The organism is Shimia sp. (genome assembly GCF_022448905.1).
In the GTDB taxonomy this organism is placed as follows: Bacteria; Pseudomonadota; Alphaproteobacteria; order Rhodobacterales; family Rhodobacteraceae; genus Shimia.
Genome location: NZ_JAKVCW010000002.1, coordinates 148,492 through 163,407 on the forward strand (window position 1 = coordinate 148,492; position 14,916 = coordinate 163,407).

12 protein-coding genes are annotated in these 14,916 nt (G+C 60.6%); 6 read left to right on the forward strand and 6 right to left on the reverse strand.

Annotated features, from left to right (window positions below; all coding sequences use genetic code 11):
* Nucleotides 1-58 precede the first annotated feature (58 nt).
* Nucleotides 59-505, forward strand: a complete 447-nt coding sequence (locus MK208_RS02470; RefSeq protein ID WP_294113541.1) for an ABA4-like family protein — start codon at nt 59-61, stop codon at nt 503-505.
* On the opposite strand, the gene MK208_RS02475 is transcribed toward MK208_RS02470, so the two are convergent.
* Nucleotides 478-1,137: an SDR family NAD(P)-dependent oxidoreductase gene (locus MK208_RS02475; RefSeq protein ID WP_294113543.1), complete on the reverse strand. Its 660-nt coding sequence runs from the start codon at nt 1,135-1,137 to the stop codon at nt 478-480. The genes MK208_RS02470 and MK208_RS02475 overlap by 28 nt on opposite strands.
* A gap of 378 nt (nt 1,138-1,515) precedes the next feature.
* Here MK208_RS02475 and MK208_RS02480 point away from each other — a divergent pair, with 378 nt between their 5' ends.
* Nucleotides 1,516-1,872 (forward strand): cupin domain-containing protein, encoded by a 357-nt coding sequence (locus tag MK208_RS02480; RefSeq protein WP_294113545.1) that lies wholly within the window; start codon nt 1,516-1,518, stop codon nt 1,870-1,872.
* Between the two features lie 14 nt (nt 1,873-1,886).
* Entirely contained in the window at nt 1,887-3,452 is a 1,566-nt protein-coding gene (locus MK208_RS02485) for a 2-isopropylmalate synthase (RefSeq protein ID WP_294113546.1), read from the forward strand.
* Nucleotides 3,453-3,910: 458 nt separating this feature from the next.
* Here the strand turns inward: MK208_RS02485 and MK208_RS02490 are convergent, their stop codons facing one another.
* Genes MK208_RS02490 through MK208_RS02500 form a run of 3 tightly spaced genes read right to left on the reverse strand, consistent with a single transcriptional unit; the run spans nt 3,911 to nt 7,540 of the window.
* On the reverse strand, nt 3,911-4,624 hold the full coding sequence (locus MK208_RS02490) for a divalent cation transporter (protein ID WP_294113547.1): 714 nt from the start codon (nt 4,622-4,624) through the stop codon (nt 3,911-3,913).
* Between the two features lie 55 nt (nt 4,625-4,679).
* Nucleotides 4,680-5,066 carry a Cu(I)-responsive transcriptional regulator gene (gene cueR / locus MK208_RS02495; protein WP_294113548.1) on the reverse strand — a complete coding sequence of 129 codons (387 nt, stop codon included), beginning with the start codon at nt 5,064-5,066 and terminating at the stop codon, nt 4,680-4,682.
* Nucleotides 5,066-7,540 (reverse strand): heavy metal translocating P-type ATPase, encoded by a 2,475-nt coding sequence (locus MK208_RS02500; protein ID WP_294113550.1) that lies wholly within the window; start codon nt 7,538-7,540, stop codon nt 5,066-5,068. The genes cueR and MK208_RS02500 overlap by 1 nt, the downstream gene beginning before the upstream one ends.
* Before the next feature lie 262 nt (nt 7,541-7,802).
* Between MK208_RS02500 and xylB the strand changes: the two genes are divergently transcribed.
* The 3 genes from xylB to MK208_RS02515 all read left to right on the forward strand — a co-directional run bounded on the left by xylB (nt 7,803) and on the right by MK208_RS02515 (nt 11,974).
* Entirely contained in the window at nt 7,803-9,257 is a 1,455-nt protein-coding gene (gene xylB / locus MK208_RS02505; RefSeq protein WP_294113552.1) for a xylulokinase, read from the forward strand.
* Nucleotides 9,254-10,558 (forward strand): xylose isomerase, encoded by a 1,305-nt coding sequence (xylA, locus tag MK208_RS02510; protein WP_294113555.1) that lies wholly within the window; start codon nt 9,254-9,256, stop codon nt 10,556-10,558. The genes xylB and xylA overlap by 4 nt, the downstream gene beginning before the upstream one ends.
* A 105-nt stretch (nt 10,559-10,663) precedes the next feature.
* Complete coding sequence (locus MK208_RS02515) at nt 10,664-11,974, forward strand: cytochrome c peroxidase (RefSeq protein WP_294113557.1); 1,311 nt, start codon at nt 10,664-10,666, stop codon at nt 11,972-11,974.
* A gap of 14 nt (nt 11,975-11,988) precedes the next feature.
* Here the strand turns inward: MK208_RS02515 and MK208_RS02520 are convergent, their stop codons facing one another.
* Together MK208_RS02520 and MK208_RS02525 are read right to left on the reverse strand one after the other, a co-directional pair.
* Nucleotides 11,989-13,530: a CRTAC1 family protein gene (locus MK208_RS02520; protein ID WP_294113560.1), complete on the reverse strand. Its 1,542-nt coding sequence runs from the start codon at nt 13,528-13,530 to the stop codon at nt 11,989-11,991.
* Complete coding sequence (locus tag MK208_RS02525; RefSeq protein ID WP_294113563.1) at nt 13,520-14,713, reverse strand: ROK family transcriptional regulator; 1,194 nt, start codon at nt 14,711-14,713, stop codon at nt 13,520-13,522. Before MK208_RS02525 ends, MK208_RS02520 begins: the two co-directional genes overlap by 11 nt.
* Nucleotides 14,714-14,916: the final 203 nt, after the last annotated feature.

The following is a 14,916-nucleotide window of genomic DNA, read 5'->3' on the forward strand; positions in this document are numbered from 1 at the left end:
TTGCATATGCAAGCGAATCGCAACATATAGCCAAAACCACATTTACCATGGCCCCCTAATGCCCCTAGAAACCGCTTTCTCTCTCGCAGGCCTCCTCGCCATGTCTGGCTGGCTCCTGCTCCTCACATCTCCATGGCTGCCCACCCTGTCAGACAAAATCGCGGGCTTCCTCCTGCCAGCCCTGCTCTCGCTCGGTTATGTCGCGCTGATCCTGCTTCCGGCCGACACAACCGGCGGCTTTAACAGTCTCGCTAGCGTGAAAACCCTGTTCTCCCACGACCAGGCGCTCCTGGCAGGCTGGGTGCATTTCCTCGCCTTTGATCTGTTCATTGGCGCTTGGGCCTGCCGCTCTGCGCGCGCAAAGGGCATCCGCTTCTGGTGGGTGGCCCCAAGCCTGCCGCTGATCTTCCTGTTTGGTCCGGCTGGCCTGCTCGCCTACTGGGCTCTATCCGCGATCAGCCGTCTCGCAGATCGGTCTCACCACGGCACTTCAAGCCCCGCATAATCATAGAACCCACCACTCTGGGCGGGCGCCAGCCCGTCCAACACGCCCAGAAGGTTTGCCGCAGCCTCCTCAGCGCCAACCTTTTTATGCGCCGGATAGTTGGCCGTGAAGTCTGTCGCCACTGTTCCGGGATGCAACGCGACGCAGACCGCCTGCTTACGGCTCCGCGCCAACTCTACCGCCCCTGTCCGGATCACCTGATTAAGCGCTGCCTTGGATGCCCGGTACGAATACCAGCCACCAGCGCGATTATCACCAATCGACCCCACCCGCGCCGACAAAGCTGCAAACACGCCCCGCTCCCGCCGCGCCAACAACCTTGGCGCCTGCTTCAACACCAACGCCGGTCCAATGGTGTTCACTGCAAACTGCGCCGCCATCTCTTCCGCGCTCACCTCGCGCAACGATTTCTCCGGAGCAGACCTTGTGCAAACCAAAGCACCCGTCGCTACAAAAATAAGTCCAAACGGCCCGTCCAGCGCATCCAGCACGGCCTCTGCCTGCGCCGGATCGGCAACATCAAACCCGTCCCGCTGCCGCGACAGCCCGACAACCTGCGCGCCTCGCGCCCGCAATCGTGCTGACACCGCCGACCCTATCCCACCAGTATCGCCAACCACCAATGCGCGCATATCATTCTCCCTCTTGCCCCAATACTACGCGCCACACCCTTAACCGGATGCCCCAAGCTTTTCTCTTTCCCCAAATACCTTGGGGAGTCACAGCCCCGCTGTGACGGGCCAAAGCCCCAATCACCCTCGGACAAAAATCCAAAACTTTTGCCCTTTTCATTTACCAAACGGCATGTATAAATCTGCGGCATGACCAAACGAGCCCATATCGCAACAGACGCGCGCCTTCCGGCGCCCTTTGCGCGTGGCCTCGACCTACTCCTAGTCCGCCTCTGAGCGTGACCCTGTTGGCGCGCGTGCTCAGAGGAGATTATCTCGCGCCACATGTCTGACCCGCTTCACAGCCAATCGACACCCACAGGTAACTAGGAAACCCAGATGCAAAAGATCAATCTCGCCGAAAAACTATCCATGTTCTCAAGCCATTGGGACCCGCACGTGGTTGCCAACTACAATGGCAACGACGTCATGGTGGTGAAATTTCAGGGCGAGTACCCGCTGCACAAGCATGATACCACCGATGACTTTTTCCTCGTGCTCGAAGGCGAAGTCACCATGGACTACGACAACGCCCCCTCCGTTACCTTTGGTCCGGGCGAGCTGTTGATCGTGCCCAAAGGCCAGGTCCACCGCCCCCGTGCCGAGAAAGAAGTGAAAGTACTTCTGATCGAGCCCACCGGCGAACCCAATTCCGGAGACAGCGACCGCGCCCCGTCTCCCAAACCGCATATCTAAACTGGAACAAACCCATGTCCGACAACAAAGTCCTGATTTTTGACACCACCCTGCGCGACGGCGAGCAATCCCCCGGCGCCACCATGACCCATGATGAGAAGCTGGAAATTGCCGGCATGCTCGATGACATGGGCGTGGACATCATCGAAGCCGGCTTCCCGATCGCCTCCGAAGGCGACTTCGCCGCCGTGTCTGAGATCGCCAAGAACTCTGTGAATTCCCGCATCTGCGGCTTGGCGCGCGCAAACTTCGCCGACATCGACCGCTGCTGGGAGGCGGTGAAACACGCCAAGCAGAACCGCATCCACACCTTCATCGGCACCTCGCCCCTGCACCGCGCCATTCCGAACCTCACCCAGGACGAAATGGCCGACAAGATCCACCAGACCGTGACCCACGCCCGCAACCTCTGTGACAACGTGCAATGGTCGCCCATGGATGCCACCCGCACGGAGTGGGACTACCTCTGCCGCGTGATCGAAATCGCCATCAAGGCGGGCGCAACCACCATCAACATCCCCGACACAGTGGGCTACACCGCCCCGGCCGAAAGCGCCGACCTGATCAAGCGACTGATCGAGACTGTGCCGGGCGCCGATGAGGTGATCTTCGCCACCCACTGCCACAACGACCTGGGCATGGCGACCGCCAACTCGCTCGCCGCCGTCGCGGGCGGCGCACGTCAGATCGAATGCACCATCAACGGTCTGGGCGAACGGGCAGGCAATACTGCGCTTGAAGAAGTGGTCATGGCGCTGAAAACCCGCCACGACATCATGCCTTGGACCACCGGCATCGACACCACCAAGATCATGGCGATCTCCCGCCGTGTCTCCACCGTGTCCGGCTTCCTGGTGCAGCCCAACAAGGCCATCGTTGGCAAAAACGCCTTTGCCCATGAAAGCGGCATCCACCAAGACGGCATGCTGAAGAACCGTGAAAACTTCGAGATCATGCGTCCCGAAGACGTCGGTCTCTCCGGCACCTCGCTGCCTTTGGGCAAACACTCCGGCCGCGCGGCGTTGCGCGACAAGCTGGAACAGCTCGGCTTTGAAGTGGGTGACAACCAGCTCAAAGACATCTTTGTCCGCTTCAAAGAGCTTGCCGACCGCAAGAAAGAGGTGTTTGACGACGACGTGGTCGCACTCGTGCGCGCCGACAGCGGCGAAGACGAAGACGACCGTCTGCAGCTCGTGTCCATGAAAGTGGTCTGCGGCACCGGCGGCCCAGCCGAAAGCACCATCGAGATGGAAGTTGACGGCAAAGACGTCTCCGCCACCTCTGAGGGCGACGGCCCGGTGGATGCCACCTTCAAAGCGATCCGGCAGATCCACCCCAACACCGCCCGCCTGCAACTCTATCAGGTGAGCGCCGTGACCGAAGGCACCGACGCGCAGGCGACGGTTTCTGTACGGCTGGAAGAAGACGGCGTGATCGCCACCGGCCAGTCCGCCAACACCGACACGGTTGTCGCCTCCGCCAAGGCTTACATCCACGCGCTCAACCGTCTTCTAGTGCGCCGCGACAAAGTGGGCGAAGGCGCAGACGCCAAAGAAGTGTCTTACAAGGATCTTGCATAAGCAATCGAAAGGCTATCCCTGATTGGGGCAGCCTTTTTGATGATGGCCATCAACTTGCCGCCGCGCCCGAACCGAGGGGTGGAAAGCGAAGCGCCCGCCCCGTGGGGACGGTTCGGGCGCTGCCAAAGCACAGCTTTGGCATTCTCCTGCGGAGCAAACGGTGAGTTTCTGAAAACTGATGCTTGAGAAACAGAACACTATGCAAATAGACTCCAGCTAATCAACTTCTAACAGTGTGACTTCTACTAGGAACATCGTCTTGCCAAGTTTTGTCCGTTTTCTAAAAAAGTTGGTTGGGTTCGAAACGGGCTTTCCTAAAGCTGCCTATGAGTACGGTCGCATTTTTTTGATTTTTCTTTTTTGCTTAGCGTCGATGGTTCCAATTCTGTTTCTATTAAACTTAGCAACCAAATAGATTGTGCACCCCGAATACACGCCACGCAAGCAACTGCCCAACCTCACCCTATCACCATGTCACCAGCCAAGCCCAAGGCGAACCCGGCCACGGCCCCCAACGCGGGCGAATAGGCCCCGCACTCATGCGCTTCTGGCGCGATATCCTGAAACACCAGATACAAAATCCCACCGGCGGCGAAAATCGTGATCGCCCCCATCGTCTCCGGATCATCTGCCAAAAACGCAAAACCAAGCAACGCACAGAGCGGCCCCAACCCAGCCAGCGCGACAAACACCAATAGAACCTTGGCCGCGGGCAACTTCCCCTGCGCCCAAATCTCGCGAAACGCGGCAAACCCTTCTGGCAGGTTCTGCAAAAACATCATCGCCGCCAACAACTTCGCCGTCGCCGCCTCGGTCACAAGCAACGCCCCAAGCGCCATGGCTTCCGGCAAGAAATCCAACAGCATCGCCAGCACAAGCGCCCCGCTACCGCCCGCCTTCGCCAAGGCCGCATCCACCAGCGCAAAACACACGCCCCCGGCCACCAACAACCCAACGGCCAGCGCCACCGGCAGCACCTCCGCACCCTTGGGCACCAGCACCAAAGCCACCGCCGAAAGCAACGCTCCACCGCCAAAAGCTGTGATGGATTTCAGAAACCGCGCCTCCACCGCGCGGTTGGAAATATGCTCCACCCGCGCCAGCACGCCCCCCAATGGGATCGCCAAACCGGCAAACAAGGATAACAACAGCGCGTAATGAATGGGTCCCATGGCGAGATGCTACTACGCCCCCGCCACAGAGCAATCCTTTTGTCACATCAGCGCGTTAGCTACGCCCCAGATCCTCCAAAATCGGACAATCCGGCCGCCCGTCGCCTGCGCAGTTCGCCACCAGATGGCTCAACGTGCCCCGCATCGCCTGCAGATCCGCAATCTTGCGGTCAATCTCACTCAGGTTCTTCTGCGCCACGCGTTTCACATCCGCGCTGGCCCGCCCCTGATCCTCATACAGCGCCAACAAGGTCCGGCAGTCCTCAATCGAAAACCCAAGCCCCCGCGCCCGGCCCAGAAACACCAGCTTGTGCTGATCCTTCTCGCTGAAACTGCGATAGCCGTTGTCGCCCCGCGCCGGGGTCACAAAGCCGATGTCCTCATAGTACCGAATGGTTTTCGCCGGCAGGCCGGTGTTCTTGGACACTTCCCCGATATTCATCACACACCTTCTTTCTTGCTGACCTGAAAGGCTGGCTGGATGCGCCGCAAGCGCAGCGCGTTGGACAGGACAAACACGCTGGAAAGCGCCATCGCCCCCGCGCCCAACATCGGCGACAGAGCTGGCCCGCCAAAGGGCACCAGAATGCCCGCCGCCACCGGAATGAGCGCCACGTTGTAGCCAAACGCCCAGAACAGGTTCTCTTTGATATTACGCATCACCCGGCGGCTCAGGTCAAATCCGGTCACCACGCCACCCACGTCGCCCGCCAACAACACCACATCCGCCGCTTCAATCGCCACATCCGTGCCGGTGCCAATGGCAATGCCCACATCCGCCGCCGCCAGCGCAGGCGCATCGTTGATGCCGTCGCCGACAAAGGCCACTTTGCCCACGGTGCCGCGCAGCTGCGCCAGCGCAGCAACCTTACCGTCCGGTAAGACCTCCGCGACCACATGATCCACGCCCAGTTCCCGCGCCAAAGCCTGCGCCGTGCGCTCAGTGTCGCCAGAAATCATCGCCACGGTTTTACCCATGCCATGCAGGGCTTTGATCGCCGCGGCCGAGGTTGGTTTCACCGCATCCGCCACCGCAATCACGGCTGCCATTTTACCGTCCACCGCCACGTAGATCGGCGTCTTTCCTGCTTCGGCAAAAGCCTGCGCCCGCGCCTCAAGATCACCCAAAGGCACCACCAGCGCCGTCATCAACCGCGCTGCGCCCACAGCCACCTGTGCGCCTTCCACAGCGCCAATCAGCCCATGCCCAACCCGCACCTCAAGGTCCGCACAAGCCGCGACCTCAAGCCCGCGTTCTTGAGCTGCCGCCACCATCGCCCGTGCCAAAGGATGCTCGGACTGCGCCTCAACCGAAGCCACTTGCGCCAGAACCGCCTGCTCGTCAAAACCCTCAGCCAACACAACATCGGTCACCGAAGGCGCCCCTTGGGTTAGCGTTCCGGTCTTATCAAACGCCACCACATCGCACTCCTGCAACCCTTGCAGCGCGTCGCCTTTGCGGAACAACACGCCCAGCTGCGCGGCCCGCCCGGTGCCCACCATGATCGAGGTCGGCGTCGCCAATCCCATGGCACAGGGGCAAGCGATAATAAGCACCGCCACCGCCGCCACCAGCGCATACCCTAGGCGCGGTTCCGGCCCCACCAGCATCCAGACCACAAAGGTCGCCGCCGCAATCGCCATCACCACCGGCACAAACACCGCCGTGATCCGGTCCACCAAGTTCTGGATCGGCAGTTTGGCCCCCTGCGCCTGACGCACCATATCGATGATCTGCGCCAGCATCGTGTCGCGCCCGACCTGCTCCGCCTCATAGCGCAGCACACCGGCGCCATTCACAGTGCCCGCAATCACCGCATCGCCTGCGGTTTTCTCCACCGGCACCGGCTCACCGGAAATCATCGCCTCATCCACAAAAGAGCTGCCATCGAGCACACGACCATCCACAGCCACGCGCTCTCCGGGCCGCAGATGCAGCACATCGCCCACTGCGACTTCCTCGATCGGCAGCTCGGACACAACGCCCTTACGCTCCACCTGCGCCACGCGCGGCTGCAAGCCAACAAGCTCGGCAATCGCCGCCCCTGTGCGCCCTTTGGCCCGCGCCTCCATCCAGCGCCCCGCGAGGATCAACACCACAATCACCGCCGCCGCCTCGAAATACACATTGGCTGTGCCCGCCGGCAGCAGCCCGGGCGCAAAGGTCGACACCACCGAGAACAGATAGGCCGCCCCCGTGCCCAAAGCGACCAGCGAGTTCATCTCCGGCGCGCCTTTCAAAAGCGCCGGAATGCCTTTCGCGTAAAACTCCCGCCCCGGCCCGATCAGCAGTATCGAGGTCAGCACAAACTGGAACAGATAGCTATTCTGCATCCCCACAGTGGCCATCAGCCAATGGTGAAACGCGGGCACCATATGTCCGCCCATCTCGATGCAGAACACCGGAAACGCCAACACCGCCGCCAACAGTACCCGCCGCTTGGCCGCCTTGGCCTCTTCTTCTTTCCGGTCGGAAACATCTTCCGGCACGCCCTCTTCCGGCACCCGCGCCGGATAGCCCGCCCGTGTGCTCAGCGCGGCAATCTGATTGGCCGTGATCGCGCCTTCCAGATAGCGCACCGTCGCACTTTCACTGGCAAAGTTGATCTCCGCCGACAGCACGCCCTCGCCCGCCGCCATCGCCGCCTCCGCGCGGCGCACACAGCCCGCACAGGTCATCCCGCCCACATCCAGCGTCACCGTGGCCTCCCGCGCCGGATAACCCGCCGATTTCAGCGCCGCGATCACACCATCGCGCACGGTGTCGCCCTCAAACGCCACCCGTGCCGAAGTGTCTGCCAGGTTCACTCTCGCGTCCTGCACCCCTTCCACTGCGGACATCGCTTTCTGTGCGCGTTTCACACAGCCCGCACAGCTCAGCCCATCCAACTGGAAATTCAACACATGCGCCGTCATCGACTCGCCTCTTTATCGTCTTTTGGTCTCAGCACCTCACATAAGGGTTCCAGTCACGGGAAGGTCAAGCGCACGCGTCAAGAATTTTCGAAAATCCAACAACACCCCTTCAACCCATTGAAATTAATATATACTTATCACACATCATTGTCGAAATCCCGCGCTACTGATCGAAAAAAATTACTGCTTAGGCAATTTCTAGTTTGATCCCCAAATTAATTTGAGGCACAAATTAACTAAGGAGACCTGAGGAGGAGCCCCCATGTTTGTGGGATTGGATCTGGGCACGTCTGGTGTGCGTGCCCTGCTGATCGACGCGTCCCAACGCGTGATCGGCGCAAAAGAAGCCGCTGTGGACACCGCGCGCCCGCATTCTGGGTGGAGCGAACAGCTGCAATCAGACTGGATCGCCGCCACCCAAGCAGTCTTTGCCGAGCTGAAAGCCGATCACCCAGCAGAGGTCGCCGCCATCAAAGGCATCGGCGTATCCGGGCACATGCACGGCGCCAACCTTTTGGACGACGCCGGCGCTCCGTTGCGCCCTTGTATGATGTGGAACGACACCCGCTCCGCAGCACAAGCCGCCAACCTCGACGCAACCGATCAAGTCCGCGACCTGTCCGGCAACATCGTCTTCCCCGGCTTCACCGCCCCCAAAGTGGCTTGGGTCGCCGAGAACGAACCCGAGACTTTTGCCAAAACCGCCAAAGTCCTACTGCCCAAAGACTTCCTGAACTTCTGGCTCACCGGCGTCTACGCCTCTGACATGTCTGATTCCGCCGGTACCAGCTGGCTTGACGTCGGCGCGCGCGACTGGTCCGATACCCTACTCACCGCTTCCGGCATGCGCGGCGAGCAGATGCCCGACCTGTTCGAAGGCTCGGACGCCATCGGCACCGTGCGCGATGACATCGCCACTGAGTTGGGCCTGCCCAAAGGCGTGGTTGTCGCCGCAGGCGCAGGCGACAACGCCGCCGCCGCGTGTGGGATTGGCGCGCTCAACGAAGGCGACGGTTTTGTCAGTTTAGGCACCTCCGGCGTGCTACTCACCGGCCGCGACGCCTACGCCCCGAAACCGGAAAGCGCCGTTCACACCTTCTGCCACGCGATTCCAAACCGCTGGTATCAGATGGGCGTCATTCTCGCCGCCACCGACAGCCTCAACTGGCTCTCGCGCAATCTGCAAGACACCCCGGCCAACCTCACAAAACTGCTTGGTGACAGCATCACCGGCCCCGGCACCATACAGTTCCTGCCTTACCTGTCCGGCGAGCGTACCCCGCACAACGACGCCACCATGCGCGGCGCCTTCCTGAACATTGACATCGACGCAGATCACGCTGCCCTCACCCAAGCCGTGCTTGAAGGCGTCAGCTTCGCCCTGCGCGACAACCTCGAAGCGCTGAAATCCACTGGCGCGGACCTACAAAGCCTGATTGCCATCGGCGGCGGTAGCCAGTCGCCCTATTGGGTCGAGCTCATCGCCACGCTGCTCAACTTGCCAATCTCTCTGCCCAAAGCAGGCGAATTTGGCGCAGCCCTTGGCGCAGCCCGCTTGGCCATCTGCGCCGCCACCAACGCCGATCCCGAGGCCATCATGACCCGGCCCGAAATCGCCAAAACTGTTTCCCCCCGCAGCGATCTGCGCGACGCCTACGAAGAGGCCTACGCCCACTTCGTCACACTGTACCCCGGCATAAAGGCCCTGACACAATGACCGATTTCTTCAAAAACATCGCCCCCGCCCAATATGAAGGGCCCAACAGCACCAACCCGATGGCCTTCCACCACTACAACCCGGATGAGATTGTCATGGGCAAACGCATGGAAGACCACCTGCGCTTCGCCGTCGCCTACTGGCACAGCTTTGCCTGGGAAGGCGGCGACCCCTTTGGCGGCCAAACGTTTGAGCGCCCATGGCATCCGCAGACCCGCATGGACATGGCCAAAGTCAAAGCCGACGCCGCTTTTGAGATGTTTGACATCCTGCAGCAGCCCTACTTCTGCTGGCACGATGCAGACGTGCGTCCAGAAGGAGACAGCTTCGCCGAGAGCCTGAAAAACTTCGAAGAGATCATTGATTACTTTGAAGAAAAGATGAGTACACGCTCCGTTAAACTGCTCTGGGGCACCGCCAATATGTTCAGCCACCGCCGCTGGATGGGCGGCGCGTCGACCAACCCAGACCCCGATGTGTTCGCCTATTCCGCCGCAACTGTGAAAACCTGCATGGACGCCACCAAACGTCTGGGCGGCGAAAACTACGTGCTCTGGGGCGGTCGTGAAGGCTATGAGACCCTGCTCAACACCGACATGGGCCGCGAGCTCGACAACATGGGCCGCTTCCTCAACATGGTGGTGGACTACAAACACAAAATTGGCTTTGAAGGCGCCATCCTGGTGGAACCCAAACCGCAGGAACCGTCCAAGCATCAATACGACTTCGACGCCGCCACCTGCTACGGCTTCCTCAAAAAGTACGGCCTGGAAAACGAAGTCAAACTGAACCTCGAGCAAGGCCACGCCATCCTCGCCGGTCACAGCTTTGAGCATGAGATCGCCACCGCCGCTGCCCTTGGCGTGCTCGGCTCGATCGACATGAACCGCAACGACTACCAGTCCGGCTGGGACACCGACCAGTTCCCGAACTCCGTGCCCGAGGTTGCGCTGGCCTACTACCACATCCTCAAAGACGGCGGCCTGAAAACCGGCGGCACCAACTTTGACGCCAAACTGCGCCGCCAGTCCTTGAACGCCGAAGACCTGATCGCAGGCCACATCGGCGCCATGGACGTCTGCGCGCGTGGCCTGAAAGCCGCCGCCGCAATGATCGAAGATGGTGGTCTCGAGGATGCGCTGGCCGAGCGCTACGCCGGTTGGGACACCGACGCAGCCAAAGCCATGCTGGCCGGGGATCTCGACGGGACTTTTGAGGACGTGATGAGCGGCAAGATCAACCCGGCGCCCAAATCCGGCCGTCAGGAGATCCTGGAAAACTACGTGAACCGCTTTGTGTAATATCTTGTTTCAAAACCGTTATTGAGCCAAGATACACTGGCCCTTCGCGCATATTCTCCTGCGCGGGGGGCTTTTCCAAATGAAAGACACGCCATGCGCCCTTTGATGCTCACAGCCGCTTTCCTGCCCGCCATTCTGGCAACCAATGCCAGCGCGTCACCGCTGCCAAAGGCGGACGCCACCTTCCCGGCGCAGGATATTGCAGAGGTCGAGCTGGGCTGGCAACTGTTCTACGACCCGATCCTATCGGGCAACCGCAGCGTCGCTTGTGCAACTTGTCATCATCCTGATCTGGGTACCTCGGACGGCGTCTCCCTTGGCCTTGGCGACGGCGCCACCGGGCTCGGGCTAGAGCGCAAGATCGACGCCTCAAATCCGCCCGAAAAACGCATCCCCCGCAACGCCCCTGCGTTGTGGAACCTTGGCGCTACCGAATTCACCGTCTTCTTCCACGACGGCCGCTTAGAGGACGACCCCACACGCCCTTCCGGCATCCGCACCCCCTTGGGCAGCGAGATGGAAATGGGCTTTGACAACGCCCTCGCCGCGCAAGCCATGTTCCCCGTTCTGTCAGGCGACGAAATGGCCGGCCACTATTCCGAGAACGACGTAAGCCAAGCCGTGCGCCTTGGCCAACTCACCGGCCCCGGCGGCGCCTGGGACATCCTCGCCAAACGGGTCGAGGCCATCCCCGCCTACCGCGCGGCCTTTGATGATGTGATTGGCGCTGACGCACCAATTAAATTCCACCACATCGCCAACGCGCTCGCCGCCTTCATCGCCTTTGAATGGCGCGCCGATGCCTCGGCCTTTGACGCCTACCTGCGCGACGGCACGCCGCTCGCCGCTGATGCCGCCGCAGGTCTCGATCTTTTCTACGGCAAAGCCCAATGCGGCACCTGCCATGCAGGCCAATTCCAGACCGACCACGGTTTCCACGCCATCGCACTCCCGCAAATCGGACCGGGCAAAGCTGCGCCGTTTGAGCGCCACAACCGCGACGTCGGCCGTGGCCGCGTCACCGGAAATGAAGAAGACTTCTACCGCTTCCGCACGCCTTCGCTGCGCAACATCACGCAGACCGCGCCCTATGGCCATAACGGGGCTTATACATCTCTGGAAGCCATGGTCAGACATCACCTCGATCCGGTGGCCTCACTCAAGTCCTACGCAGAGGCCCACACCACCTATTCCGACGGGAAATTTAACACAGATTTCAAGCTGATGCAGGACGATCCTGAAGTGATTGAAATCGCCGCAGCCAACGAGCTTTCCCCGATTGATCTTACTGATCAAGAGGTCGCGCACATCCTCGCTTTCCTCGAAAGTCTCACAGACTACGACGCCATTCAGGGCCGCCTTGGCGTGCCCGAGTCGGTGCCCTCCGGCTTACCGATGGACCAGCTTTCCAACTGATCCACACGGCCTGCTCAATACGCCGACAACACCGTCACCGGCCCTTCGGACCACAGCCGCCAGCTGCCATTCACCGGCACTTCGATCCAGTCGCCTTGTGTACCATCTGGCCAGCGCACGCGCACTTCTACTTTGTCCGCATCGCCCAGCCCAAAATGCTGGGGCCCGGACACGCCCCCCGCATGGCCACCGCCCACGGTGATCTCCCGCAGATGAACGTGATCGCCCACCTTCACCTCAATGAAGGCTCCCACGGCTTGGCTGTTGGCCTCTTTCCCCATCAGGGTCAGGGCCACCCAATTGCCCGTGCTTTCAGTGACGTTTTGATAGATCTCCAACGGCGCCCGTCGGTTCACCACCGCCAAATCCAACAGCCCATCGTGGTTCATATCCACCAGCGCCGCGCCACGGCTACGCGCCAAAGTGGCAATCCCCGCCACGTCGCCCTGCTCCGCAAAGGTCCCATCCACTTGCTGCATCAACAGATTGTTGGGGTCGTCCATCGCCGCACCGGGCATCTGTTGCACATTGCCCTTGGCAATGAACACATCGTCCAACCCGTCGTTGTCCACATCGCCAAAACTGATGTGCCAACCAGTCGACGGCCGCCCGTCGCCACCAGTGTAGGGCCGATGCGCCGAGGTGCCCATTTCATAGGGCACGTCTTCAAACGTTGGCGCCTCCGCACTCACACGCTTCATCAACCGCTGATCGCCCATCGACGACAAAAACACCTCTGTCTTACCGTCAAAATCAAGATCCCGCTCCGCGATGCCCATGCCCCACAGCATATGCGTGGCCCAGCCATCCGCCTCACCATAGAGCCGCGGTGTGGCCTCCATCGCCCAAAGCTGCTCTGCGCCGCCTTTCACGTAGTAATGCCGGTCATTGCTCATCCGCAGATCCGCGCGGCCCAAACGGCCCCAGTCGGAAAACAAGATCGACAGCGGGCAAAACCCCGGCGTCAACGTGGAATGGACATACCCCTCGCCGGAAGCCCGAAACAAATCATTCTCATCACAGGCCTCAAACGGCCCCTTGGGATCGTCGCGATCTACGTAATTGCCAAACGCCAATGTCGGCAGCACATCCTGCCGCTCCCAGGTGGCGGAAAACGCCGTGGTCCAGGCATCGCCGCCATCAAACCCCGGCACGTCCATGGGTTCAAAACGGCACTCCGGCCCGCCTTTGAGAAGGCGGTTCTCACCCACCCGTAACGCCACAAGGTCCAGCCAGCCATCGCCATCAATATCAAGCGGATAAAACCCCGTGGTCCCCGGCATCATCAAAGCATCCGGCGTGTCTTCCTCAAAGGTCACGACACCGCCATGCGCACTCCGGTTGCGCAGCAAAATCGGAGGGTTCTCCCCCCCCGCCGCCACCAGTTCCGGCAAGCCGTCCCCACTGCAATCAAACGCCGCCACGCCGCCACCGACATAAAACTCCCAGCCGCCGTCATAGACATGCTCTGCAACGTCCACCGGTGCAAAACCAACTTCGGCCTGCGCGGAACCTGCCGCGACAAGTGCCAGTGCGCTGACGCCCTTAAGCCACATTCTCTGCCATCTCCAGAAGCGCGTTTTCCGACACCTTTTCAAGCGCATAGGCCGCGGCCCCACGGGCCCACATCAGGTTGCCCCACTTGTGCACCACCACCTCCGGCGGGGCCTTATCCACCTGCACAATCAACTTGCGCATGCCTTCAATCACCTCTTCCGCATAAAGATGGCTGGATTGCATCTGCTCGCCCGCCAGAATGATCAGCTCCGGATCAAAGATGTTCACGATATTGGCCAAGCCCATGGCAAACATGCGCCCAGCGCGGCTGACAATCGAGGCGGCCATCTCGTCGCCTTCTTTCGCCGCGCGCAAGATGTCTTCCACCTCCCGCTCCGCCGCCTCGCCGCTGGCCATCATCGCCTCACGGGTCAAAGCATAGTCCGCCGCATAGGCCTCCAGGCATCCCCGCTGCCCACAGCGACACAACGCTCCCTCGAGCTGCACCTTGGTGTGGCCAAATTCCGCGCCACAGCCCCGCGTGCCTCGGTAAATCTCGTTGTTGATCACAATGCCCATGCCAACACCGCTTTCGATGGTCACAACAATGAAGTCATTGTGCCCCACCCCCAGGCCAAAACTCTTTTCCGCCATGGCGACGAGGTTGGCATCGTTGTCGATAAACACAGGAATACCCAGCCCGCGCCCAAGGATATCACCCAACATCACGTTCCGGCTGTCCAGAGACGGCGACCAATGCACAAATCCACGCGGCGCATCGACAATGCCCGCGATCCCCAGCCCAAACCCGGCAATGTCTGCACGGGACAGGCCCATTTTTCGCGCCAGCACCTCCAGAAGGTCCGCCAAAACCACCGTCATGTCTTCGGTCGGCATAACGGCCTCTTCCAGCTCCGCCTCATGAGCGGCCAACTGCGTGCCTTCAAAGTCAAGCAGCACCAAAGAGATGGTCTTGTGGGAGATTTTTGCCCCCGCAATCAACCGTGCCGCCCCGCGAATCTTCAGATCCACCTTTGGGCGTCCGCGTTTCGAATCTTTCTCGCCCAGGTCGCTAGAGACCTCCTCGATCAACCCTTCCCGCAGCAACTCTGCGGTGATGGTTGTCACGGTTGCACGGCTGATTCCGGTCAGCTCGCTCAGGTCAATGCGTGGAACACGCTGCTGCCTGCGAATTTCTCCCAGCAGCTTACGCCGCCCAATTTCTCTTTGATTCACAGACATATACTGGCTCCTTCTTCACCGGACACGGTCTGCAACCAAAACACAAGCTGCCCTTCCCCGGCGTCAAAACCATGCCGATGTTTGTCGGATCAATGCAAGGTTAGCTTATTTAATTTGATTTACAAATTTATTGCGCTACCATTGGTCACACCCGGTCAGAGCCGACTCACTTCGGCCACGCCACCGGGAAGACCATTTGGGAG